This is a genomic window from Azohydromonas australica DSM 1124 (assembly GCF_000430725.1).
Lineage (GTDB): Bacteria > Pseudomonadota > Gammaproteobacteria > Burkholderiales > Burkholderiaceae_C > Azohydromonas > Azohydromonas australica.
The window spans coordinates 1-22,023 of the sequence record NZ_AUMO01000093.1 but is presented as its reverse complement, the minus strand read 5'-3'; the positions used below and the strand labels follow the sequence as shown (position 1 = coordinate 22,023).

30 protein-coding genes and 1 pseudogene are annotated in these 22,023 nt (G+C 71.9%); 6 read left to right on the top strand and 25 right to left on the bottom strand.

All coding sequences use genetic code 11. From position 1 onward, the window contains the following. Positions 1–7: 7 nt before the first annotated feature. Both H537_RS0115340 and H537_RS43280 read right to left on the bottom strand, forming a co-directional pair. Complete coding sequence (locus H537_RS0115340; RefSeq protein WP_043458909.1) at positions 8–295, bottom strand: 2Fe-2S iron-sulfur cluster-binding protein; 288 nt, start codon at positions 293–295, stop codon at positions 8–10. Positions 296–311: 16 nt separating this feature from the next. After that, positions 312–791, bottom strand: coding sequence for a HugZ family pyridoxamine 5'-phosphate oxidase (locus H537_RS43280; RefSeq protein ID WP_043458908.1), 480 nt, complete (start codon positions 789–791; stop codon positions 312–314). A gap of 136 nt (positions 792–927) precedes the next feature. On the opposite strand from H537_RS43280, the gene H537_RS43275 reads away from it, so the two are divergent. Next, positions 928–2,103 carry an MFS transporter gene (locus tag H537_RS43275; protein WP_043458907.1) on the top strand — a complete coding sequence of 392 codons (1,176 nt, stop codon included), beginning with the start codon at positions 928–930 and terminating at the stop codon, positions 2,101–2,103. A gap of 204 nt (positions 2,104–2,307) precedes the next feature. Beyond that, entirely contained in the window at positions 2,308–2,829 is a 522-nt protein-coding gene (locus H537_RS0115325; protein ID WP_051242696.1) for an SRPBCC family protein, read from the top strand. Between the two features lie 8 nt (positions 2,830–2,837). On the opposite strand, the gene H537_RS0115320 is transcribed toward H537_RS0115325, so the two are convergent. From H537_RS0115320 to H537_RS0115260, 12 genes are all read right to left on the bottom strand, one after another. After that, on the bottom strand, positions 2,838–3,074 hold the full coding sequence (locus H537_RS0115320; protein ID WP_028998609.1) for a hypothetical protein: 237 nt from the start codon (positions 3,072–3,074) through the stop codon (positions 2,838–2,840). 60 nt (positions 3,075–3,134) lie between these two features. Then, the gene (cyaY, locus tag H537_RS0115315; protein ID WP_028998608.1) at positions 3,135–3,494 is read right to left on the bottom strand and encodes an iron donor protein CyaY; all 360 of its coding nucleotides are present in this window, start codon (positions 3,492–3,494) and stop codon (positions 3,135–3,137) included. Between the two features lie 55 nt (positions 3,495–3,549). After that, positions 3,550–3,906, bottom strand: a complete 357-nt coding sequence (locus tag H537_RS0115310) for a ribonuclease HepT family protein (RefSeq protein ID WP_028998607.1) — start codon at positions 3,904–3,906, stop codon at positions 3,550–3,552. Positions 3,907–4,033: 127 nt separating this feature from the next. Then, on the bottom strand, positions 4,034–5,497 hold the full coding sequence (locus H537_RS43270; protein ID WP_064735981.1) for a (Fe-S)-binding protein: 1,464 nt from the start codon (positions 5,495–5,497) through the stop codon (positions 4,034–4,036). Positions 5,498–5,656: 159 nt separating this feature from the next. Beyond that, positions 5,657–7,255, bottom strand: coding sequence for a flavin monoamine oxidase family protein (locus H537_RS43265; protein ID WP_043458906.1), 1,599 nt, complete (start codon positions 7,253–7,255; stop codon positions 5,657–5,659). A gap of 12 nt (positions 7,256–7,267) precedes the next feature. Next, positions 7,268–8,110: an SIR2 family protein gene (locus tag H537_RS0115295; RefSeq protein WP_043458904.1), complete on the bottom strand. Its 843-nt coding sequence runs from the start codon at positions 8,108–8,110 to the stop codon at positions 7,268–7,270. A gap of 307 nt (positions 8,111–8,417) precedes the next feature. Further along, positions 8,418–9,602, bottom strand: coding sequence for a DegT/DnrJ/EryC1/StrS family aminotransferase (locus tag H537_RS0115285; RefSeq protein WP_051242693.1), 1,185 nt, complete (start codon positions 9,600–9,602; stop codon positions 8,418–8,420). Then, a complete protein-coding gene (locus tag H537_RS0115280) occupies positions 9,599–9,862 on the bottom strand; it encodes a hypothetical protein (protein ID WP_028998604.1) in 264 nt (87 codons plus the stop codon). The genes H537_RS0115285 and H537_RS0115280 overlap by 4 nt, the downstream gene beginning before the upstream one ends. A 2-nt stretch (positions 9,863–9,864) precedes the next feature. Continuing rightward, the gene (gene nifT, locus H537_RS0115275) at positions 9,865–10,077 is read right to left on the bottom strand and encodes a putative nitrogen fixation protein NifT (RefSeq protein ID WP_028998603.1); all 213 of its coding nucleotides are present in this window, start codon (positions 10,075–10,077) and stop codon (positions 9,865–9,867) included. Further along, the gene (locus tag H537_RS0115270; RefSeq protein ID WP_028998602.1) at positions 10,077–11,255 is read right to left on the bottom strand and encodes a cysteine desulfurase family protein; all 1,179 of its coding nucleotides are present in this window, start codon (positions 11,253–11,255) and stop codon (positions 10,077–10,079) included. Before H537_RS0115270 ends, nifT begins: the two co-directional genes overlap by 1 nt. 92 nt (positions 11,256–11,347) lie before the next feature. Then, on the bottom strand, positions 11,348–11,620 hold the full coding sequence (locus H537_RS0115265) for a nitrogen fixation protein NifZ (protein ID WP_028998601.1): 273 nt from the start codon (positions 11,618–11,620) through the stop codon (positions 11,348–11,350). Positions 11,621–11,636: 16 nt separating this feature from the next. Then, positions 11,637–11,831 carry a 4Fe-4S binding protein gene (locus H537_RS0115260; RefSeq protein ID WP_028998600.1) on the bottom strand — a complete coding sequence of 65 codons (195 nt, stop codon included), beginning with the start codon at positions 11,829–11,831 and terminating at the stop codon, positions 11,637–11,639. Between the two features lie 281 nt (positions 11,832–12,112). Between H537_RS0115260 and H537_RS52900 the strand changes: the two genes are divergently transcribed. Continuing rightward, positions 12,113–12,259, top strand: a complete 147-nt coding sequence (locus H537_RS52900) for a hypothetical protein (RefSeq protein WP_169517010.1) — start codon at positions 12,113–12,115, stop codon at positions 12,257–12,259. A 1-nt stretch (position 12,260) separates the two neighbouring features. Here the strand turns inward: H537_RS52900 and modD are convergent, their stop codons facing one another. Then, positions 12,261–13,118 (bottom strand): ModD protein, encoded by an 858-nt coding sequence (gene modD, locus H537_RS0115250; protein ID WP_028998599.1) that lies wholly within the window; start codon positions 13,116–13,118, stop codon positions 12,261–12,263. A gap of 230 nt (positions 13,119–13,348) precedes the next feature. On the opposite strand from modD, the gene H537_RS0115245 reads away from it, so the two are divergent. Together H537_RS0115245 and H537_RS0115240 are read left to right on the top strand one after the other, a co-directional pair. Next, on the top strand, positions 13,349–14,281 hold the full coding sequence (locus H537_RS0115245) for a LysR family transcriptional regulator (RefSeq protein ID WP_051242692.1): 933 nt from the start codon (positions 13,349–13,351) through the stop codon (positions 14,279–14,281). Positions 14,282–14,411: 130 nt separating this feature from the next. Beyond that, a complete protein-coding gene (locus tag H537_RS0115240) occupies positions 14,412–15,086 on the top strand; it encodes a DUF3313 family protein (protein ID WP_028998597.1) in 675 nt (224 codons plus the stop codon). Here the strand turns inward: H537_RS0115240 and H537_RS0115235 are convergent. The 4 genes from H537_RS0115235 to H537_RS50360 all read right to left on the bottom strand — a co-directional run bounded on the left by H537_RS0115235 (position 15,076) and on the right by H537_RS50360 (position 18,132). Beyond that, positions 15,076–15,504 carry a TOBE domain-containing protein gene (locus H537_RS0115235; protein ID WP_028998596.1) on the bottom strand — a complete coding sequence of 143 codons (429 nt, stop codon included), beginning with the start codon at positions 15,502–15,504 and terminating at the stop codon, positions 15,076–15,078. The genes H537_RS0115240 and H537_RS0115235 overlap by 11 nt on opposite strands. A 100-nt stretch (positions 15,505–15,604) precedes the next feature. Continuing rightward, positions 15,605–16,390: an ABC transporter ATP-binding protein gene (locus H537_RS0115230; RefSeq protein WP_028998595.1), complete on the bottom strand. Its 786-nt coding sequence runs from the start codon at positions 16,388–16,390 to the stop codon at positions 15,605–15,607. A 33-nt stretch (positions 16,391–16,423) separates the two neighbouring features. Then, positions 16,424–17,098 carry a molybdate ABC transporter permease subunit gene (gene modB / locus H537_RS0115225; protein WP_028998594.1) on the bottom strand — a complete coding sequence of 225 codons (675 nt, stop codon included), beginning with the start codon at positions 17,096–17,098 and terminating at the stop codon, positions 16,424–16,426. A 206-nt stretch (positions 17,099–17,304) separates the two neighbouring features. Continuing rightward, entirely contained in the window at positions 17,305–18,132 is an 828-nt protein-coding gene (locus tag H537_RS50360) for a TOBE domain-containing protein (RefSeq protein ID WP_310733018.1), read from the bottom strand. A 209-nt stretch (positions 18,133–18,341) separates the two neighbouring features. Between H537_RS50360 and H537_RS0115215 the strand changes: the two genes are divergently transcribed. Further along, on the top strand, positions 18,342–18,851 hold the full coding sequence (locus H537_RS0115215) for a hypothetical protein (RefSeq protein WP_156901737.1): 510 nt from the start codon (positions 18,342–18,344) through the stop codon (positions 18,849–18,851). Between the two features lie 49 nt (positions 18,852–18,900). Here H537_RS0115215 and modA read toward each other — a convergent pair whose 3' ends face one another. The 6 genes and pseudogenes from modA to H537_RS55645 all read right to left on the bottom strand — a co-directional run. Continuing rightward, positions 18,901–19,659 (bottom strand): molybdate ABC transporter substrate-binding protein, encoded by a 759-nt coding sequence (modA, locus tag H537_RS0115210; protein ID WP_028998591.1) that lies wholly within the window; start codon positions 19,657–19,659, stop codon positions 18,901–18,903. Positions 19,660–19,916: 257 nt separating this feature from the next. Continuing rightward, positions 19,917–20,354, bottom strand: a complete 438-nt coding sequence (locus tag H537_RS0115205) for an ArsC/Spx/MgsR family protein (protein WP_028998590.1) — start codon at positions 20,352–20,354, stop codon at positions 19,917–19,919. Between the two features lie 31 nt (positions 20,355–20,385). Beyond that, positions 20,386–20,907 (bottom strand): Fe-S protein assembly co-chaperone HscB, encoded by a 522-nt coding sequence (gene hscB / locus H537_RS0115200; RefSeq protein WP_028998589.1) that lies wholly within the window; start codon positions 20,905–20,907, stop codon positions 20,386–20,388. Further along, the gene (locus H537_RS43260) at positions 20,904–21,470 is read right to left on the bottom strand and encodes an Rrf2 family transcriptional regulator (RefSeq protein WP_051242690.1); all 567 of its coding nucleotides are present in this window, start codon (positions 21,468–21,470) and stop codon (positions 20,904–20,906) included. Before H537_RS43260 ends, hscB begins: the two co-directional genes overlap by 4 nt. Positions 21,471–21,578: 108 nt before the next feature. Next, positions 21,579–21,902, bottom strand: a complete 324-nt coding sequence (locus tag H537_RS0115190) for a (2Fe-2S) ferredoxin domain-containing protein (protein ID WP_028998588.1) — start codon at positions 21,900–21,902, stop codon at positions 21,579–21,581. A 10-nt stretch (positions 21,903–21,912) separates the two neighbouring features. Then, positions 21,913–22,023 (bottom strand): annotated as a pseudogene (locus H537_RS55645) (ferredoxin family protein); the annotation flags it as partial.

The window sequence follows — 22,023 nt, the reverse complement described above, 5'->3', positions numbered from 1 at the left end:
AGGGGGCTCAGTCCTTCAGCTCTGCTCGCGGCTGCAGCAGCACCACGTCGGTCTCCGCCAGCGCGACGCAAGGCAAGGTGAAGCCCTCGGCCTTTTCGTCGGGCGAGAGTCCCGGCCACTCGATGCGGTAGCGCACCCGGCCCTCGGTGAGCTGGGCGATGCATTCGCGGCAGGTGCCGTTGCGGCAGCTGCTGCGCAGTTTGATGCCCTGCGCCAGTGCCGCTTCCAGCAGCGTGGTGCCCTCTTCCACCGCCACGGTGCGGCCCAGCGGTTCGATGCGCAGCGTCCTGCTCACGTTTCGCGCTCCGCGTTCAGGCGCCGGCGCGCAGCCAGGCGTCCAGCTCCGCGCCCACCAGGCTGTAGGCGCGGCCGAAGCCCGCGATCAGCCGTGCCGACACGGGCTGCAGCGCGAACAGGCGGAAGTCGCCCAGCTCGAAGATCGGGGCCGTGTCCGGGAAGCGGGCCAGGTACTGTGCGCGCGTCGCCGCGTAGGCCTCGCTCTCGCGCTCCAGCGGCGCCGCATCGGCCTGCAGCGACACGCGCGGCAGGGCCTGTGCCGGCCATTCGCCTCCGGCCTCCGCCGTCACCAGCAGGCTCACGCGCGGGTGCTCGAGCATGTCGCGCGTGTGCATGGCCAGGCCGCTGACGTGGATGTAGAGCCGCGTGTCGCCCGCGGGCAGCACGAAGGGCGCCATGGAGACGGCGGGCTCTTCACGGTGCAGCGTGGCCAGCGCGGCGACAGGCCGCTCGGCGAGCAGGCGGCGCAGCAGGGTGGAAGTGTCGGCGTCCATGGACGGGATTGTGGCCGACGGTTCTGGGCGGCAAACGCGCACACTGCGGCGCTCACGGGCGCGGCACTTGCCGGCCCGGTTGCTTCGTGCCGCCGCCCGGCCGCGCCTTCCGCTTCAGTTTCGATCCCGAGCACGCATGCCCTTTTCCCTTGACCGGCCCGTGTGGGCCGTGCGCCTGCAGTTCTTCATCAGCGGTTTCCTGTTTGCCACCTGGGGCGTGCACGTGCCCACGGTGCGAGCGCATTACGACCTGGACGAGCAGCGCCTGGCGCTGACGATGCTGGCTGCCGGCGTGGGTGCGCTGTGCGGGCTGGCCTTTGCCGGGCGCTGGGTCGGCCGCTGGGGGCCGCAGCGGGTGGCCTGTCTCACCGGCCTGGTGGCCGCCCTGACGGTGATGGCGCTGCTGGCCAGCGGCTCCTGGGTGCTACTGCTGGCGACCATGTGCGTCTTCGGCGCCGCCGGCAGCGTGTACGACGTGGCGATGAACGCCGGCGGCGCGGCGCTGGAGGCGGCCAGCGGCCGGCGGCTGATGAGCCGCTTCCACGCCCTCTTCAGCTTCGGCGGCATGGCGGGCGCGGCCTTCGGCAGCGCACTGCTGCGCGTGCAGGCGCCGCCGGTGCTGCACTTGGTGCTCACCGGCGTGGCAGCCGTGGCGGCGGTGTGGTGGGCGACGCGGCCGGCGCTGCCCGACATGTCCGCCGCCCCGGCGGCTTCGGAGAGCCGGCATTTCGGCGCGGGCCGCGGGCGTGGCGCGCTGTGGATGCTGGGTGCCCTGGCGGCGATCGGGCTGGTGGCCGAAGGCGCGATGTACGACTGGAGCGTGCTCTACATGCAGCGCGAGCTGGGCAGCGAGCCGGCGTTGTCGGCCCTGGCCTATGCGAGCTTCTCGGTGGCGATGGGCCTGGCGCGGCTGGTGGGCGATGCGGCCCGCGCGCGCTGGCCGGCGCATCGGCTCATGGCCGGCAGCGCGCTGCTGGCCGCTGCCGGCATGGCCGTGGCGCTGGCCGGGCGGCACCCGGTGCTGGCGCTGGTGTGCTTCGCGCTGGTGGGGCTGGGGCTGGCGAACGTGATCCCGGTGCTCTTCGCCGCCGCGTCGCGGCTGCCGGGCGTGCCGGCCGCCAACGGCATCGCGGTGGTGTCGTCGTTGGGCTACCTGGGCTTCATGGCCGGGCCGCCGGTGATCGGCTTCATCGCCCAGCACCGCTCGCTCACGGCCGGGCTCATGACGGTAGTGGTGTTCGCCGTGCTGCTGGCGGTGGCGGGGGCCAGGGCGCTGCGGCCGGTGCCAGGACCGCGGCTTGGGTCGATGTGATGGCCTGAAACATTCCGGTGCCCTGACGCTGAAAGCGCCTGCGTGGCGCAGCCGTGGTTCACGGCGGCTCACGGCCACGCGGACCGGGCAATTTGCCCGCCGCCGCGGCGGCAGCCTGCCTGCCTGAATGAATCGCGGCCCTTGGATTCGGCGCGCTTCCTAGAATCCGCCCGCAATGCAATCCAAAACCAGCGGAGGAAAATCATGAAGCGCAATTTCATTCTGGCCGGGCTGGCCCTGGCCGCGGGTTCCGTTTTCGGCCTGCTGCCGATGGCCGCAACAGCCGCGACGGCGCTGCACGTCGAGGAATCGGCCACTTTCGACGCACCGCCTGCCGCGGTGTGGAAAATCATCGGTAGATTCTCCAGCCTTGGCTGGCACCCGGTCGTTGCCGAAACCACGCTCGTCCAAGGCAAGGACAATCAGATGGGCGCGGTGCGCAGTGTCAAGACCAAGGATGGCGCGGTGATCGTCGAGAAACTGAAAAACTACGAGGGGCGCCGGCTGCGCATGCGCTATGAGATTGTGGAATCTCCGCTGCCGGTGAGCGGCTACGTGTCCGTGCTCCATGTCGAGCCGGCCGGCCAGGGCAGCCGCGTGGTGTGGAAAAGCGACTTCCATGCCGTGCGCTCGGCCGAGGTGGACGATGCCAAGGCCCGCGAAATCGTCGCCGGCATCTACAAGGCCGGCTTCGACGGCCTGCGTTCCCGGCTGGCCGATAACTGACGTCGAAACTACACCAGCCGCTCGTCGCTCCTGTAGCCGCCGCCGCGCTCATACTCGCGGTAGCGGATCTTGAAATGCGACTGCATTTTTCCGGCTTCCGGCAATTTGGCTTCGAGCTGCGGGAATTTATCCAGCACTTCCTTGCGGTGCGTGGCCCACGCGGACAGAAGCGCCTCCCGCGCCTCGTCGCAGGTCGCGCCCGCGCCATGCCAGACGTAATCGTGCGTGATCATCTCGGCGATCACGATCGTGCTCGGGGAATGATGGCCATGGCGTGATTTCCGGTGAGACGAGGCGCTGGAAATTCAGGAAGCCGGCGAGAACTTCAATGGCCGGCCCGCCTGCTCGCTGGCGCATTCGGAAAGCGCCGCGAAGAATTCCCGGCCCTCCCGGTCCACCCAGCGCCCTTCGACATGGCGGTAATGGAAACCGCCGCTCTTGGCCGCCATCCACAGCTCCTGCAGCGGCGGCTGCGTGTTGAGCACGATGTGGGTGCGGTTCGGAAACACCAGCTCCAGCAGCCCGCCGCTGCGGCGGGTGTCGATGTCGATCTCGTCCGCTTCCAGCCACGCGTCCACCGTCGCCTCGATGCCGGCGAGGATGGCGTGGGTCTTCTGGCGGTACTCCAGGTCGGAAAGCGGGGTGGCTTCCGCGGTGGCGCTCATGGGTGGTCGTCCTGCGATGGGGTTGTGCGAATGAACGGCGGCAGCCGGGCCGGGCTCAGTAGCCGACCTCGAACCACACCGGCTGCTTGCGCCGCAGCTCGGCCAGCAGCGTCATGGTCTGCGGCACCAGTGCGTTGACGGCGTACCAGATCTCCTCGCGGCGCGGCTGCACCCCGCGGCGCAGCTTGTCGTGCAGCGCGGCCCAGCCGCTCCAGTCCACCTGCAGCAGCCGGCTGTGCAGCGCCGGGGTCACGTTGCCCAGGGTGTGGGCCATGATCAGCAGCTGTGCCTCCACCGCCCGCAGCGTCAGCGTGCTGGCGAAGAGTTCGTCCTCGCCCTGCATCTCGTGCGTGAGCTCCTGCACGGAGCGGCCGGTGTCCATCACGATGTCGTAGAGCGAGCGGTGGTACATGGGTCGGCTCAGCCTTCCTGGGGTGCGGCGGCAACGGCCGCCTCGGTGTCGGAAATGGGGCTTTGCGCCCTGAACATCGCGCAGCGGAGCACGCCACGCATGCGACGAGGCGCCACCTTCTTGACCCTCACGGCTGGGACACCGTCTCGGACCGCGGCTCAGGCGCCGCGGCCGGCGCGGGCGGCCGCGGGGCCGCCGGCAGCGGTGCGCGGGAAGGCGGCACCGCCGTGGGCAGCACCGTCAGCGCCGCCTGCAGCAGCTCTGCCAGGTGCAGCGACTCGCGCCCGGCGCCGTCGCGGATCTGCTGGCGGCAGCTCGTGCCGCTGGCCAGGATCAAGTCCTCCGGCGCCGCCGCGCGCACCGCCGGCAGCAGCGACAGCTCCGCCATCGCCATCGAGTGCCCGTAGTGCTCCGCCTCGTAGCCGAAGCTGCCGGCCATGCCGCAGCAGCTCGACTCGATCCACTCCACCTGCAGCCCCGGCATCTTGCCCAGCAGCTTGCGCAGCGCCTTGAGCGTGCCGTGCGCCTTCTGGTGGCAGTGTCCGTGCACGTGCACGCGCGTGGGCGCGGCGCCGGCCAGCGGCTTCACGGGCAGCACCAGGCGCTTGGCGTCGAGTTCGCGCGCCAGGAACTCCTCCAGCATCAGCGACTGCTTCATCAGCGCCTGCACCGCCTCCGCGTCCAGCCCTAGCATGCCCACTTCGTCGCGCAGCATGCTCAGGCACGAAGGCTCCAGCCCGATCACCGGGCGCCCCGCGGCCAGGTGCGGCGCCAGCGCCGCCACCAGGCGCCGCGCGTGTTCGCGCGCCTCGTCGACCAGCCCCGCCGACCAGGCCGTGCGCCCGCAGCACAGCGGCGCGCTGCTGTCCGTGGGCTGCAGCAGGTGCACGCGGTAGCGCGCGGCCTGCAGCACGTCCAGCGCGGCGCGCGCGATGTTGGGCTCCAGGTGGTTGGAGAAGCAGTCCACCAGCAGCACCACCTCGCGCAGCGGCTCCGCGGGCTCCATCCGCGCGGGTGGATTCGACAGGAAGCTCTGCGCCGCCAGCCGCGGCAGCCGGCGCCGCGCGGCGATGCCCAGCAGCCGCTCGCCGGCCCAGGCGGCGCCGGGCAGCTTGTCGCGCAGCGCCAGCAGCGGGCGCAGGCGCTGCAGATGCGGCAGCCAGCGCGGCAGACGGGCGAAGAGCCACGTGCGCAGCGGCGGCGGCTGCCGGCGCCAGCGCTGCGCCAGCGTCTCGGCGCGCAGCGCGGCCATGTCCACGCCGTTGGGGCATTCGCGCTTGCAGCCCTTGCAGGCCACGCACAGCGCCATCGCGTCGGCGAGCTGCGCCTGCTGGAAGGGCGTGCCGCCGAGCTTGCCGTCCAACGCCTCGCGCAGCACGGCGGCGCGTCCGCGCGTGCTGTGCTGGTCCTCGCCCGTGATGCGGAAGCTCGGGCACATCACGCCCTTGTCCGCCGCCTTTTTCTGGCACTGGCGGCTGCCGATGCACAGCGCCGCGGCCTTGCCGAAGCCTTCGCCGGTGGCGGGAATCGCGGCATAGGCGTCGCCTTGTCCGTAGGCGTCGTAGGCGCTCCAGTCGAGTTCGAGCTTCATGGTTTCTCGTGCCTGGCAACCACTTCAGCTGTTCGCCCTGAGCCTTTCGACCAGCTCAGGACAGGCTCTGTCGAAGGGCAGGCGCTCGCTTGGGGCTTCGACAAGCTCAGCCTGAACGGCTTGGTGTGAGGTCCGGAATTCATTGGGGAATGGGTGTGTTCAGCCGGCGCGTTCGCGCAGCTGTTCGTTCACCCGCAGCGCGAAGTCCTGCCACGCCGCCGCCAGGTCGCGCCGGATGGCCTTGACGTACTGCGCGTCGGGCTGGTGTTCGTCAGGGAAGTTGGACAGCGCGCAGGAGGTGCGGTTGAAGCGCACCGCCTCGTCCAGCAGCTCGTCGGCCAAGCCCAGGAAGGGTTTCAGCACCCGTGGCGTGAGCGCGTGCCGGCCCGCCTCCACCGGCAACCCGGCGGTGGCCAGCGGCAGGCGCCGCAGCTCGGCCAGCGCATCGGCGTACAACGATTCCAGCGTGCCTAGCAGCGCCCGCTGCGTGAGCTGCGCGTCGCGCTGCTGCGACAGTGCCTCGTGCACCTGGGCGCGGTAGCGCTGCAGCGAGTCCTCGCGCTGCTGGCGCATCCAGGCCGTGAAGCGCTGCAGCGCATCCTCGTTCACGTCGTCGGCTGCGGCCTCGTCGATCTGGCGGCGCACCCGCGCGGCGGCGGCCAGCGCGCCCTCCAGGTAGCCGCCGCCGGCGCGCGCGGTCTCGCTGCCCGCGAACCACAGCCGCCCGCTCCACTGGGGCAGTTGCAGGCGGGCGTCGCCGTAGGCCGGGTGGCCGCCGCTGGCGCCGTCGGCCAGGTCCGCTGGCGTGCAGGTCCGGGGCTCCTGCGCCCAGTCCTGCAGCAGCACCTCGCCCTGCGCCGCCTCGGCGCTGAACAGCATCGCCACCTGGCTCTCCACCAGCATGGGCAGGCCGCGCTCGAACTGCCGGCGCTGGTCGGCATCCAGCGCCACGAAGCCCGCCAGTGCCGCGCCGGCGGCCGACGGTTCGGCCGGGCTGGCGTCGAAGACCTCGGCCAGCACCGCCTGCGCGTGCGTGGACCAGGCGTTGCCGGTGTACCCGGCCTCGCGCCAAGCGGCGCGCTCGCCGGCCAGCGTGGCCTTGGCGGCGGTGGCCATCCAGGTCGGCGTGCCTTGCAGCGCCTGCACCAGCTCCGACGGCAGCGCCGGCTCGAAGAACACCGACGCCGCCGCCACCCGCGGCGGCAGCGCCAGCACCACGCGCCGCGCCTTCACCTTGTGCAGCGTGTCGCCGTGGCGCAGCTCCAGCTCCACGTGCGTGCCGAAGTCCGCCACCGACTCCAGCGCGTGTTCCAGCCGCAGCCGCTGCGGCTCCAGGCGGCGCTCCAGCGCCGTGACGAGCGCGCCCATGCCGCCGGCCAGGCGCCGGGCGCCGGCGTGCAGCGAGCCCGGCTGCGCCGGCAGGCCCTCGTCGCCCAGGGATGCCGTCGCCAGGTCGAAGGGCACCAGCCGCGGCGGCCGGTTCGGGTCGTCCAGCAGCAGCACCCGGCCGTCGTCGGGCTGCTCGATGCTGGCCAGGCCCAGGTCCGCCACCAGCCGGGTGATGGAGGGCTGCGTGGCGGGCCAGAACCAGGTCGCCCCCAGGTCCAGCGGCAGCCCGCGGCCGGAAGCCACCGTCATGACGCGCCCGCCCAGCCGGGGACGCGCCTCGAACAGCGCCCAGTCCAGGCGCCGCGCCTGCAGGCTGTGCGCGAGCGCCAGCCCGCACAAGCCGCCGCCGATGACCGCGACGTCCAGCACCGCCGTGCTCCGTCAGGCCGCGGTGGCGGCGCCGGCCGTCAGCGCCGCGGCCACCGCCGCCAGCGGCAGCGCGATGCGCGTGATGCCCTGCTCCTCCATGAAGCGCGCTTCCATGCGCGTGGGCTCCTCGGCCATCACCGCGAAGTGCGGGCCCTGCGAGCGCTTCATGATCTGGCGCGCGAAGGCGCGCGGGAGCTGGTCGTTGAAGCGGCACCCCAGGAACACGAAGCCCAGCGAGCCGCGGCGCTGCTGCACCTCGGCGGGAATGGGCGTCTGGATGTCGATCTCGGTCAGCACCTCCACGTAGTCGCTGTCCGACACCAGGTAGTTCGACGCCGGGCTGCGGCCGCCCCAGGGCTTGTAGTAGAGGGTCTGGGCCGCGATCGGGTCGGGGCTGGCGGCGCCCTGGGCGTCGTACCAGCCGGTCCAGGTGCCGAAGTGCTCGCTCTGCGCCAGTCCCTGCACCTCGGCCCAGTCGCTGCGCGCGGCCAGCGCCTGGCCCAGCGTGTCGTCGTACCAGCAGTCCACGATCACCGGCGCGGGCAGCGCTGCGATCCAGCGGTGCAGCGCCGACGGCGCGGGCGCGGCGGCGTAGGCCTCGTCCATGCCCTTGACCAGCGTCTTGCGGTGCTTGAAGTTCTCGATGAACTGCGCCGCGGCGGTGAGGCGGTTCTTGATCTTGCCCGGCACCGACACCTTGGCGGTGAGCACCGCGGCCAGCGCCAGCGGATCGGCCGGCGGCAGCGTGCCCTCGCACAGCGACAGCATGCCCGGGCCCAGGTAGGGCGCCAGGGTGCCGGCGGCCAGGCCCTCGATGACGGCGGTGGGCACTTCTTGGACGGTGGCATAGGTCATGGGTCTCTCCAGAAATAACGGTCTCGTCACGCCCGTGCAGCAGGTACATCGCTGCACGGCAACAGTTGGGGCGCTCGCTGCCCGAGAGCTGGCGCGGTCCGCCCTCTACTTCGTCATCCCCGCGCAGGCGGGGATCCAGGCGGCCCCACGCCGGAGCGCGAGCTGCGATGTCGGCAACACGACCTCAGCCATGCCGTGTTTCCTGCCTCGTTCGCTTCGGCCTGCTTGGGGACCACCTGGATTCCCACCTGCGCGGGAATGACGAATCAGGAAGGCCTCCGTGCCGGCCATCGACGCCGCCTCACACTCACAAATAAATCGCCGCCCCCGCGCCCACGTTGATGGACGAGTCCTTGAGCGTCTTGACGATGAACTTCACGTGCCCGGCCGACAGGTGCGTGTGCAACGGCAGCGCCAGCGCGCGGTCGGCGATGCGCTCGGTCAGCGGCAGGTCGCCGCGCTTCCAGCCCTGCTGCATGTAGTGGAACTGCTGGTGCAGCGGCATGCAGTACATGACCGCCTCGATCAGCTCGGTCTCCAGGTCTTCCAGGATGTCGTTGCAGGCGCTGGCGGTGAAGCGCTTGCCCAGGTGCACCACGTAGAGCATCCAGTGCACCTCGTCCACGCCCGGCGCCACGTAGGGCGGCTTGACGCCTTCGAAGGACTGCATCTCCAGCAGGTAGTTGGCCTCCACCGCCTTGCGCTTCTCCAGGATGCGGTCGATGCGGCCGAGCTGCCCCGCGCCCAGCGCGGCGGTGATCTCGCTCATGAGCGCCTGCAGCGGCACGCGCGAGCCCACCGAGATGGAGCGCCGGTCCTTGAGCGAGCGCGAGCGCAGGTAGCGCAGCTCCGAGGCCAGCGCGTCGTCGTCGGTGACGACCATGCCGCCCTCGCCGCAGCACAGCGCCGAGGGCTGAGAGAAGTCGAAGACCGAGAGGTCGCCGAAGCTGCCCACGAGCTGGCCCTGCAGCCGCGAGCCCAGGGCCTCGGTGGAGTCCTCGATCAGCCAGACGCCCTGCGCGTCCGCCAGCTTGCGGAACTCGTCCCAGGCGGCCGGGTGGCCGTTGGCGTTGCCGGCCAGGATGGCCTTGGTGGCGGGCGTGATCTTGTCGGCCGCGCGCACCGGGTCCAGGCAGCCGGACCAGTAGTTGATGTCGGAGAACACCACGCGCGCGCCGGTGAGCTCCACCGCGTGCGCTACCTGGTGCCAGCTGTAGGGCGAGGCGATGACCTCGTCGCCCGGGCCGATGTCCAGCGCGCGCAGCGCCAGCCACGCGCCCACGGTGCCGCTGGAGACGGCCACCGCGTGCTTGCGGCCGACCCAGCGGGCGAAGGCGTTCTCGAAGTGCTGCACCATGCGGCCGGCCGACAGCCGGGGCTCGCCCAGCGCCGCCGTCACCAGCTTGATCTCGACCTCGCTCATGTCGGGGTCGGACAGCAGCAGCTCCTCCTCGTCGGAGAGGCCGTAGTCGGTGTCGGGTACTGCGTTCATGCGGCCGCCTTGTCGACGAGGTAGAAGCCCGCGGCCTGCGCCGGGTCGGTGGTGACGGTCCAGCAGTGGCCGTCGCTGGCGCCGAGGTAGAGCACGCGCCGCGTGCCGGTGGCCGCGGGCGTCTCGTGGCGCATGTCCATCGCGTCCACCACGATCACGCGCAGCGGCGCGAAACGTTCGCGCAGGGCCGTGGCCGCCTGGCGCACGGTGTCGGCGGCGTCGGCCACGCCCAGCGCCTCCTGGAGCAGCGCGGCGTCCATGCTCAGTCTCCCGACAGCCGCTTGGCCTCGACGGTGATGGGCAGCGAGGTGCCCGCGGGCATCTCCGGCAGCGACAGCACCCAGCCGTTGGCCAGCGTGACGGTGCCGCCCCACAGGCCCTCCTTCTCCTGCGACACCACGGGCTCTTCGAGGTCCTTCTTCGGCACGTAGGCCGAGAGGATGCCCTTCTGGTCTTTGCGCATCATCACTTTCATCACGAGACTCCTAAGGAAACAGGCTGCGCTTCGGCCTGGGCCAGCAGCGGCAAGAGGTGTTCTGTGGCCGCGGCGATCGTGGCGTCGATCTCCGCGGCGGTGGTTTCCGGGCCCAGCGACAGCCGCACGCCGGCCTTGGCGTTGAGCTCGCTTTCGCCCATGGCCAGCAGCACGTGCGAGGGCTGCGTGCCGCCGGCGCTGCAGGCCGCGCCGGAGGAGGCCACGATGCCCGCGCGCTGCAGCTTCATCAGCACCTGCTCGGCGTCGAGGCTGCCGAAGCGCAGGCACAGCGTGTTGCACAGCCGCTCGGCCTCCCGGCCGTAGACGTGCACGCCGGGCAGCGCCGACAGGGCGTCCTCCAGCCGCCGGCGCAGCGCGCCCATGTGCTCGATGTCGGCCGGCAGCGTCGCGGCGGCGCGGTCGCACGCCGCGGCGAATCCGGCGATGCCGGGTACGTTCTCGGTGCCGCCGCGGCGCACGCGCTCCTGGCGGCCCGAGAGCAGCGGCGGGAGGGCGAGCCCCTTGCGCACCACCAGCGCGCCGACACCCTTGGGGCCGCCGAGCTTGTGGGCGGAGAAGGACATCAAATCCGCGCCGCTGGCGGCGAAGCCCAGCGCCGCCTTGCCCGCCAGCTGCGTGGCGTCCACGTGCATCCTGGCGCCGGCCGCGCGCGCCAGCGCCGCGACCTCGGCCACGGGCATGAGCACGCCGGTCTCGTTGTTGGCGCCCATCACGCTGACGAGCGCCACGTTGTCGGCAATGAGCGAACGCGCCGCCGCCAGGCTGAGGCGGCCCTGCGCGTCCACGGGAATGAGGTCCACCTTCACGCCCTCGCCCTGCAGGCGCTGCGCCAGCGCCTGCAGGCCCGGGTGCTCGACGGCGGACATCAGCACGCGGTCGCGGTCGCGGCCACTGGCCTTGACCGCGCCCAGCACCGCCATGTGGTTGGCCTCGGTGGCGCCGCTGGTGAAGACCAGCTCCGCCACGCTGCAGCCCAGGAAGGCCGCAACACGGCCGCGCGCGTGCGCCAGCAGCCGCCGCGCGTCCTGGCCGGGGCCGTGGGTGGACGAGGGGTTGGCCCAGTCCTGCTGCAGCGCCTGCACCATCGCCGCCACCGCTTCGGGCACCGGGCGCGTGGTGGCGTTGTGGTCCAGGTAGACGGTGGCAGTGCTGCTCATGGTGGAGGGCTCCGGTCAGCGGCCCGCGCGCGGTTGCCGGGGCAACGGCCGGCGCGTGCCGGCCGTGCGAGGTCGTGGCGCGGGCCTCGGGCTCATGCGGCCGCCAGCAGCGGTGCCGGCTTGGCGCTGCGCATGGGCTCGATCTCCTCTTCGAGGCAGCCCAGCACGCACACGCCGAAGTCCACCATGTAGATGGGCACGTTGGCTTCGCCGTGGCGCCCGACCTGCACGATCTCGCCTGGACCGCCGGCGACGACCAGCAGCAGGTCTTCGGGGATGTCGGGCAGGCTGCCGTCGTTGTAGAGATCCACGGTGGCCCGCACTTCCAGGCCCCAGGGATACTTCGGTTCGCGCAGGTCGATCATGGCGGGCTCCCTCGCGTCAGACCTTCTTGATGCAGCCGTCCACCGGGCACACGGCCACGCACTGGGCCGAGTCGAAGTGGCCTTCGCACTCGGTGCACTTGGCCGGGTCGATGATGAACGTGCCGCCCTTCTCGCGGATGGCGTTGTTCGGGCACTCGGCCTCGCAGGCGGAGCAGCCGGAGCACTGGGAAGCGATGATCTTGTAGGCCATGGTGAGACTCCTCTTGGTGCAGGTTGGGTGGGTGAGAGGGCAACCGCTGTTCAGGCGGCGGCCCCGGGTCCTGGACCGGTCATTGCGAGAGTTGTGCCAGCCCCGATTCCCCGGCGGATCCACCGCTTGAAGCGCAAAAGCTTGTCCGGTAGGCGACAAACCCAACAAGCGGCGTCGCGTCTATGACGCAGCCCCAGGCGCGGCAGCTGTCCTGTTCCGTTCCATCCCGCGCTCCGGCGGGCACGCTCCCAGCGCCGGGAATGCTCCAGGCCACTGCTGGCGTGCGCCTTGCGTTATGCATTGCCTGGCGGCTGCACTCGGGCCGCTGGCTGCTGCAGGTGGACTGCATCGAGCGGCTGGAGTCCTGCGCGCCGCGCGTGGACAACCAGCCCGCGGTGGTGGTGCGCGAGGAAGAGCTGGGGCTGTGATTCAGGCTGCGCCGCCGCGGCGGAACGCCACCTTCACGTCCGCTGGCGGCGCCCAGTACGGGGCGGAGCTCACCAGCAGGTCCGCGCCGGCGCGGGCATAGGCCACGGCGTTGGCGGCGTTCACGCCGCCCGCGGGCGCGAGCTTCACCTGCAGGCCGCGCTCGACCAGCGTCGCGCGCAGGGCGGCCAGGGCTTCTGGCGTGAAGCGTTCGAGCTGCAGCACGTCCGCGCCGGCCTCGGCCGCGGCCAGCGCCTCCTCGGCCGAGCCCACCTCCACCACCAGGCGCTTCTCCGGCTGGCGCCGGCGCAGCTCGGCCAGCGCGGCGTGGCGGCTGCCGGGGTCGAGGAACAGCAGGTGCTCGGGGAACACCAGCAGGCTTTCCGACAGGCCCAGGCGGTGCATCACGCCGCCGCCGTCCTTCACCGCGCGGGCCGTGAAGGTGCGCGTGCCGGGGAAGTTCTTGCGCGTGCAGGCCAGCGGCACGGTGCTGCCGGCCTCGTGCAGCGCGTCCAGGATGCGCCGCACGGCGCTGGCGATGCCGGACATGCTCTCCACCAGCGTCTGCGCCGCCTTCCACGCCAGCAGCAGCGCGTCGGGGCGGCCCTGTGCCTCCAGCAGCAGTTCGCCGGCGCCGGCGCGTTCGCCCGAGGCGTGCAGCACCCGGGCCGTGGCGCCGGCCAGCTCGAACAGCCGCGCCGCCTCCTCCACGCCGCTGAGCAACATGTCGCCGCGAGCCATGAAGCTCAAGACACCCTCGCCCGCCAGCGGCAGCGACTCGGAGGTCAGGTCGCCGTGGGGCGCGTCCTCCAGCAGCAGGGCGCGCAGCGCGGCGTCATCCAGGGGGCGGCGCGGACTCACGCGCGCCCCCATGCGGCATCGCGGCCGAACGGCGTGGGGCAGCGCCGGGACAGGGGAAACGGGACGGCTGAAGGAGCGGGCATGGGTGGCAGTGGTCGTGGGGCGGTGGCGGTAGTGCCTCGCAACGGCAGGGTCGCGTGGCGCGCAAGCGCGCTGAGCCATGCACACCGCGTGCCGGGCACGGTGCCCTCTAGACTGTTGCTTTCCTCAACCAAACTGGTCCGTCCCGCATGCCCGAGAGCCACGGCGAAGCTGCCTCGCCTTCCCAGATCGACTGGTCGCTGTGGCGCACCTTCATCGCCGTCGTGGAGGGCGGCTCCTTCGCCCAGGCGGCGCGGCGGCTGGGCCTGGCGCAGCCCACGGTGGGACGCCAGATGCGCAGCCTGGAGCAGCAAGTGGGCGAGCTGCTGTTCGAGCGCCGCCCCGACGGCTTGCGCGCCACGGCCTATGCGCAGGGGCTGTTCGAGCGCGCGCGGGCCGTGGAGCAGGCGGTGGTCGGGCTGTCCGAGTCGATCGCCCGGCAGGCGCCCGGCCTGGCCGGCACGGTGCGCGTGGCCTGCATCCTGACCTTCGCGGTGGAGCTGCTGCCGGCGATCCTCACGCCGCTGCTGCAGCAGCACCCGCAGCTGGAAGTGGAGATCGCCGCCAGCGACGTGGAGCGCAACCTGGTGCGCCGCGATGCGGACGTGTCCGTGCACATCGCCCGCCCGCCGCAGCCGGAAGCCATCGCCGTCAAGGCGGCCGAGGTGGAGCTGGGCCTGTACGCGCATCGCGACTACGTGGCCCGCCATGGCCGCCCCGAGACGCCTGCCGACTGGGCGGGGCACACCGTCATCGGCGTGGAGAACGCCGAGCACACGCTGCGCGATGCGGCGGCGCACGGCATCCGGCTGCTGCGCGGCAGCGTGCGCCTGCGCAGCGACACCTACCTGGTGCAGGTCGCGGCGCTGCGGGCCGGCGCCGGCATCGGGCTGTGCCAGGCCTGGCTGGCCGCGCGCACGCCGGAGCTGCTGCGCCTGGACCGTCCGGGCGATCTGCCCACGCTGCCGGTGTGGGTGGCGGCCAACGACGACCTGCACTGCAACCCGCGCATCCGCGCCGTCTTCGACCATCTGGTGGCGGCGCTTGGCGAGCACTTCGGGCCGCCGCGCTCCAGCGGTTGAGCGCGCAGCCGTGCGGGGGCTTCCGGGGCGCTCTGCATGGCTGCATGGCCCTCTGCACCGCCGGCTCTGTTCCGCCGCAGGGCTCCTGTCCAAGATGGCCGCATCTTGAGCTTTACAGGAGTTGCCTGCCATGTCCGTGACCTTCAGAAGCGACGCGTACCGACACGCGCGGCGCGCCCTTTGCCTGTTTGCCGCCTTCCTGGGGCTGGCCGGTTGCGCCACCCTGGGCGCGCCGCCCAGGCCCAAGGCGCTGGGCGACGTCGCCGGGCTGGAGCGGCAGGCGGATGGCACGCTGGCCTGGCGCGCGCCGCAGTGGACGCCGCGCCGCTTGCGCATCGATGCGGAGGCGGTGGTGTTCGCGGCCGGGGTGGCGATCGAGCCGTCGCAGGCGCAGGCGCTGCGCGAGGCGCTGGTGCAGGGCCTAAAGCTGGAGGTGGAGGCGGCCGGACTGGGCGTGGCCGAGCCGGGCGACGACCAGGCGCCGCGGGTGCGTGCGGTGATCACCGGGGTGACGCTGGCGCAGCCGCTGCTCAACGCCGCCGCGACGGTGCTGCTCATCGGCGCGGTGTCGCGCGGCGGGCTGGACGTCGAGCTGGAAGCCCTGGCGCCGCGGCAGGAGGACCGGATGGCGGCGCTGGTGTACAGCGGACGCTCCGGGCTGTTGAACGTGGCCGACGGCCTGAGCGCCACCGGGCATGCGCAGCAGCAGGCCCGGCAGGCCGCGCGGCGCTTCGTCCGGCTCCTGGCGGCTGCCGAGGCTGCCGAGGACGGGGTCCCCGGGCCCGTCAGCGAGCTCAGGCCTTGACGGCCACCATCACGGCGTAGGCCTTGAAGGTGGCCGTCGCGGCCTGGCCCACGGTCAGGCCCAGCGCATCGACCGCGGCGTTGGTGACGCTGGAGGTGACCGAGCCGCCACCGGGCAGCGCAACGCTGACCAGCGACACCGCGGCGCCCTTCTGCAGCGCGGCGATGGTGCCGGCCAGCTGGTTGCGGGCCGACAGCTTGTAGCCGGCGAAGTCCGTCACCAGCACCACCTCGGAGGACTTGACCAGCGCGATGGCCTCCTGGCCCACGCTCACGCCCAGGCGGTCGGCGGCGGCTGAGGTCATGGACGCGGTGATCTCCGCACCGCTGGCAGTGCGGATCGTCACCTGGGATGTCACGGGACCCTTGTCAACGGCGGTGACGGTGCCGGGAAACTGGTTGCGGGCTGAAGTCTTCATGGCTGGGAACGCTCAAGCGGCGAGTGGTGGGGAGAAAGCGTACATCCGTTATGTACGTAAATGCACAATGCATGAGCCGTGCCGTCGGGCAGCGCCGGCATCAGGCGGCGTCGGACGTGGCCAGCAGCGCGCGCAGCCGGGCCTCCTCGGCGCGCGGCGGGCGCGGCGGCTCGGCCTGCAGCGACTGCTGCGCCAGCTCGTGGCTTTGCACCCGGTCCAGGTCCACGGCGCGCACCGCGCGTCCGCTTTCGATGAGGTAGGCCACGTTGGCCAGCGCCAGCACGTCCTCCATGTCGTGCGTGATCATCACCGCCGGGATGCCCCAGCGCCGGCGCACGGCGGCCAGTTCCTCGCGCAACTGGTGGCGCAGCATGGGGTTGAGCGCCGCGAAGGGCTCGTCCAGCAGCAGCACCTGCGGGTTGCAGGCCAGTGCCCGCGCCAGCGCCACGCGCTGCTGCTGGCCGCCGGAGAGCGTGCGCGGGCGGCTGTGTGCCAGCGCCGCGAGGCCGAAGGCTTCGAGCAGCTCGTCCACCCGGCGCGCGTCGGCGGCCGGCAGGCGCCGACGCCACGTGGTGAGCCCGAAGGCCACGTTCTCGCGCACGCTCAGGTGTGGAAACAGCGCGTAGTGCTGGAACAGGTAGCCCACGCCACGCGCCTCGGCTGGGACGTCGATGCCGGCGCGGGTGTCGAGCCAGGTGCGCTCGCCGACGCGTACGTGCCCGGCGCTGGGGTGCAGCAGCCCGGCCATGGCCTGCAGCGTGAGCGACTTGCCGGCGCCCGAGGGGCCGTACAGCGCCACCACCGGCGCCTCGCTGGCGAAACGCACGTCGAGGTCGAAACGGCGCAGGCCGTCGCTGACCGAGAGCTGGATGGCGATGTCGATCATGGGCATGTGGAGCGGGAGTCCGGGAGCCGTGCGTCAGCGCGGGGCGAGAAAGCGGTTGGAGGCCACCAGCACGGCCACCGAAACGGCCGAGATCAGCAGCGCCAGCAGCAGCGCCGCGTCATCCTGGCCGGACTGCACGGCGTCGTAGATCGCCATGGAAGCGGTCTGCGTCTGGCCGCGGATGGAGCCCGCCACCATCAGCGAGGCGCCGAACTCGCCCATGGCGCGGGCGAAGGCCAGCAGCGTGCCGGCCAGGATGCCGGGCCAGGCCAGCGGTAGCGTCACGCGCAGGAATACGCTCCAGCGCGACTGGCGCAGCGTGCGCGCCGCGGCCTCCAGGTTGCGGTCCACCTGGCCGAAGGCAGTGCTGGCCGCCTTGAGCACCAGCGGCAGCGCCACCAGCGTCGAGGCCACCACCGCGCCATGCCAGTTGAAGATGATGGTGTAGTCGAGATGCGTCCTCAACCAGTGGCCCAGCGCGCCGTGCCGCCCCATGAGCAGCAGGATGCCGTAGCCCAGCACCGTTGGCGGCAGCACCAGCGGCAGCATGCACACCGCCTCCAGTACGCCGCGCCCGGGCAGCCGCGTGCGCGCAAACACCCAGCCCAGCGCCACGCCCAGCACCAGCGCCAGCGCCGTGGCGACGAAGGCCACGCGCAAGGTCAGCGCCAGGGGCTGGCCATCGAACTGCTGCAGGACTTCCGACATTGGCTACAAACCTCACACGGTCGAAGAGGGGCGGGACCGGCGGGGCGCTCGAAGCTTTCCCCGGTGCGGCCCCGTGCCGCGGCGCGCCACGCCCTGCCCCGCAGGGTGTGCGTCAACGCCGGCCAGGCGTTAAGTAGCACGCTTTATATCGACTATGCAAGCTGCGCGCCATGCGGCGGGAGCAGCGCCCGGCGGACGGCTCGGCGTCAGGCCGCCGCTGCTTCCGCCGGCAGCGCCAGCATCACCGCGTAGGCCTTGAACACGGCGGTAGCGGGCTGGCCCACCGCCAGCTCCAGCGCGTCCAGGGCCTCGTTGCTCGACGAGGCCGTGATGGCCGTGCCGCCGGGCAGCGTCAGGTACACCAGCGACGACACCTGGCCCCGCTCGATCTGCGACACCGTGCCGGCGAGCTGGTTGCGCGCCGAGAGCCGGTAGCCGGCGAAGTCCGTCACCAGGGTCACGGCCGAGGCGCTGATCATGGCGATGGCCTCCTTGCCGACCTCCGCCTGCAGCTCGCGCGCCGCGCTGGAGGTCATGGTGGCAGTGATCTCCTGGCCCCCGGCCAGGCACAGCGAGGCCTGCGCCGTGGCCGGCCCGATCTCCACCGCCGTGAGCGTGCCGCTGAACTGGTTGCGCGCGCTGGCCCGGATGGACAGCCGCTTGAGCACGCCGGACAGCGCCGGCTGGCGCAGCAGCCACTCCTCCTGGGCGTAAAGGAAGTCGCGGTGCGCCGCCTGCAGCTGGCGCCAGGCGGCCAGCAGCGCGTGCGCCGTGGGCGTGAGCCTGGATCCGCCGCCACGCGCGCCGCCCACCGTGCGCTCCACCAGCGGCTGCGTCGCCAGGTTGGCCGCCGCGTCCAGCACCAGCCAGGCGCCGCGGTAGCTGTAGCCGGCGGTGGCGGCGGCGCGGTTGATGGAGCCGGTGGCTTCGATGGCTTCCAGCAGGGCGAAGAAGCGGGCATCGAGCCGACCGGCCAGCTTGAGCTCTCCGGAGAGCAGGCTGACGTCGGGCATGGGCAGGAGCGGTTGAGGCAACCGCGCATTCTGGCCCGCGGTGCGCAAGGCCTTTTCCCGTGCAATTGGCACGCCCGTTGCGTGACGCCGGCGTGAAGGTGCATCGTGCCGCCGGCTCTTCGGAAGAGCGGCCGGGATAATCAGCGCACCGTCTCGTGACCTTCCGCCCCGATGCATGGCCCAGGCCGCCGCATCCCGGCCTGCCGATGTACCTCCCGCAGGAGCCTGCCATGTCCTATCCCATCCTCGACTCGTGCGCCAAGGACGTCCCGCTGCCCGACGCGGCGCCGGAGGCACTGGCCACCTCGGTGCTGGTCGGCGGCTGCGTACTCAAGCCGCTGGAGCTGGACGCGTCCGTGCTCGACGGGATGGACGGCGCGCTGGTGCAGGACTTCGACGTGATCTGCACCTGGGACGGCTCGCACGGCGTGCTGCCGCCGGTGCGCGGCGTGTTCCTGGGCGACGTGCTCATGCGCGCCCAGCCGGACTTCGAGCAGCGCGTGGACTTCAAGCGCATGGCCGTCATCGCCGAGGGCCGCGGGGGCTACCGGGCGCTGTACTCCTGGGGCGAGATCTTCAACTCGCCGCTGGGCCGCGGCATCGTGGTGGCCTATGCCCCGGGCGGCGCGCCGCTGCCCGACGACAAGGGCCACTTCGTGCTCTTCTCGCGCCATGACGTGGCCACCGGGCCGCGCTACGTGCAGGGGCTGCGGCGCATCGACCTGGTCAAGGTCTGGTAAAGGCCGCCGCACGCCGGCCCGCCTCGGCCGGCATGCGTGGCCTCGAAATTCAAGGCTTGCCGACGCCGAAGCCGTAGCGCGCCAGGATGCCCTGGGCTTCGGGCGTGAACAGGAAGCCCACGAACTCGCGCGCCAGCGCGGGCTGCTTGCTGTCGCTGACCACGGCGGCCGGGTAGGTCACCGGCGCATGGTGGCCGATGGTGAGCACAACGCGCACCTTGTCCTTCATCAGCTCGGCGTCGGTGCGGTAGACGAAGCCGGCTTCCACCTCGCCGCGCGCGACGTAGTCCAGCACCTGGCGCACGTTGTCGGCGAACACGAGCTTGGGCTGCAGCGTCTCCCACAGCTTGGCCGTGTCCAGCGCCTGCTTGGTGTAGCGGCCCACCGGCACGGTGGCCAGCTTGCCCACGGCGATGCGCTTGACCTCGGGGGCCGCCAGGTCGCCCACCTTGGACAGCGCGGGCGCGCCCTGCAGCGGCGCGATCATGACCAGCGTGTTGCTGGCGAAGTCGCGCCGGGTCGAGGCGTCCAGCACCTTCTCCTTCACGCCGCGGTCCATGGTCTCCTGGTCGGCGCTGACGAACACGTCCACCGGCGCGCCCTGCACAATCTGCTGGATCAGCACGCCTGAAGCGGCGAAGTTGAAGCGCACGGTGGCGCCGGGCTTGCGGGCCTCGAAGCGCGTGCCGATCTCGCGGAAGGCGTCGGTGAGGCTTGCGGCGGCGGAGACGGTGAGCTGCTGGGCGCTGGCCAGCAGCGGCACGGCGGCCAGCGCGACCACGGCGGCGAGGCGGCGAAGGAATTTCATAAGGATCTCTCCTGAAGGCTCATCGGGTTGGAACGGAACGGTCTGCCGCTGCGCCCGCCACGCCCGCCGCCAAGTAGGAGGGTTTCCTACATTGGCGACAATCGTAATGAACTCAGCTTTATTACGCAAAGTATTGCAGGTCCCATGCCAGCCCGCGGCGGTCAATCGCCGCTCTTGCGTTGCCCAAACGGCGACGGCCCGCCGGGGTGCCGGCGGGCCGTCGTGGATGGAATGGAAAAGGCGAGAGGCTGCGGGCTTCAGGAAGTGGCGCAATGCGTCTTCTTCTCGGGCTGCGCCGCGGCGGCGCATCCCTCCAGCGAGGCGGGCGTGCCGGGCCTGGCGTCCAGGCCCACGAAGCGCTCGACCTCGGCGGTCTCGAAGCCCACCAGGCGCATGCCGTCCTCGCGTTCCATCAGGGGGCGGCGGATCAGCAGCGGCTCGGCCAGCAGCGCGGCCAGCGCGGCTTCGGCATCGAGCCCTTCGGGCACGATCTCGCCGCTCTTGACGCGCGGCGCGGCGCGGTTGAACCACGACGCCACCGGCAGCGGCGCGAGGAACTGCAGCAGCCGCTCGCGCGTCCAGGGCTCGGCCAGCAGGTCGCGCCGCTCCAGCGTGTGGCCGGCGGCTTCGAGCAGCGCCCGCTGCCGGGCGTTGCCGCCGCAACCGGGCTTTTCGTAGAAGCGCAGATGCGCCATGGGCGAGGTCTCCTGTCAGGCACCGGCGTTCTCAGGCTTCCAGCGCCTGCAGCCGTTCGTCGATGGCTTCGCGCAGCCGCACGAGGTAGGTCAGCACCCAGGCCTGCTGCGCGGCCGCGGCGGTGTCGTTCTTCTCGTCGAGCAGCACGCGCAGCAGCTCCAGCGTCTCGCGCTCGTGCGCGGCCACCTCGGCATCCAGGCGCTCCACCGTCGCGGCGTCGCGTGCTTCGTCCAGCGTCTCGCGCCAGCCCATCTGCCGCATCAGGAAAGCCATGGGCACCGCGTTGCGGGCGGACTGCGCGTCCATGGGCACACCGCGCAGCTCGCACAGCACGAAGGCGCGCTGCACCGGGTTGCGCAGCCGGTCGCGCGCCTCGTTGATGCGCATGGCCCACTGCGTGGCGGCCTGCTGCTCGGCGGCGTTGGCGCTGGCCACGTTGTCGGGATGCATGCGGGCCTGCAGCGCGCGCCAGCGCTCGTCCACCGCCGCGCGCTCCAGCGTGAAGCGCTGGGGCAGCCCGAACAGGGTGAAGTCGTCCGTCGCCAGGTTCATGCCAGGCTTTCGGAGAGCAGGCGCAAGGGCGCCTCGCTCCGGGCCACGGACAGCGCCTTGGGCATCACGCCGCGCGGCGGCGCCATGGCGCGCAGCGGCAGCGCTTCCACCGCCGCCATCGCGGCCGTGTGGTCGCGGCGGCGGGCCTGGTCGATCAGGTCCTGGATGGTCACGGCGCTGAGCACGCCGTGCATCACCTCGTCGAGCCCGGCCCACAGCTCCTGCGTCAGGCACTTGCCGGCGTTGTCGCCGACACGGCCCTCGGCACAGAAGGTGCTGCGCCGGTCCGGCGGCTCCTTGACGCACTGCACCACCTCGGCCACCGTGATCTCGTGGGGCCGGCGCGCTGGCTCGTAGCCGCCCTCGCGTCCGCGGGTGAAGCGCACCAGCTTGTGGCGCCGCAGTTGCGTGAACAACAGCTCCAGGCCATACGGCGACACGCGCTGGCGCTGGCTGATTTTCTCCAGCGGCACCGGCCCACGCTGCGACAGCAAAGCCAGGTCCACCATGACCGCAACGGCCACGCGGTCCTTGGCGAAGCGCCCCCTGGTGTTGGCTTCCATACTTCGGCTCCCCAACTGACTGGATTCCTGCGCTGCGAGTTAGCAGGATCTGCGCCAGCGCGCGTGACGCGCCGTCGCAGCCCGCCGTCGCCGTGACTTGTTACCGGCTCACCAGGCGCCGGCTTCGGCCAGCAGCCTTTCCACCGGCTTGCCGCCTTCGAGGTGGCTGTCGAAGATCTCCACCACGTCGGCGGTGCTCACGCCGCTGTAGAGCACGCCCTCCGGATACACCAGCACGTTGGGGCCGTTGTCGCATGGGCCCAGGCAGCCGGCGTAGGTGATGGCGACCTTGTCGTAGGCTTGTCGCTTCTGGAGTTCGCCCCAGAAGGCCTGCAGCAGCGGCGAGGCGCCCTTGGAGGCGCAGGAGCCGCGCGGGTGGCCGGGCGGACGCTGCTGGCTGCAGACGAAGACGTGGCGTTGAGGCTTGGGCATGGTTTCTCCTTCAACCAAACTTGAACAGGATGCCGTGCCCGCCGCGCGGGTACTCCCAGGCGACGTTGGCGTGCTCGGTGCAGATGACGCGGCAGCTGCCGCACTCCAGGCAGCCGTCGGT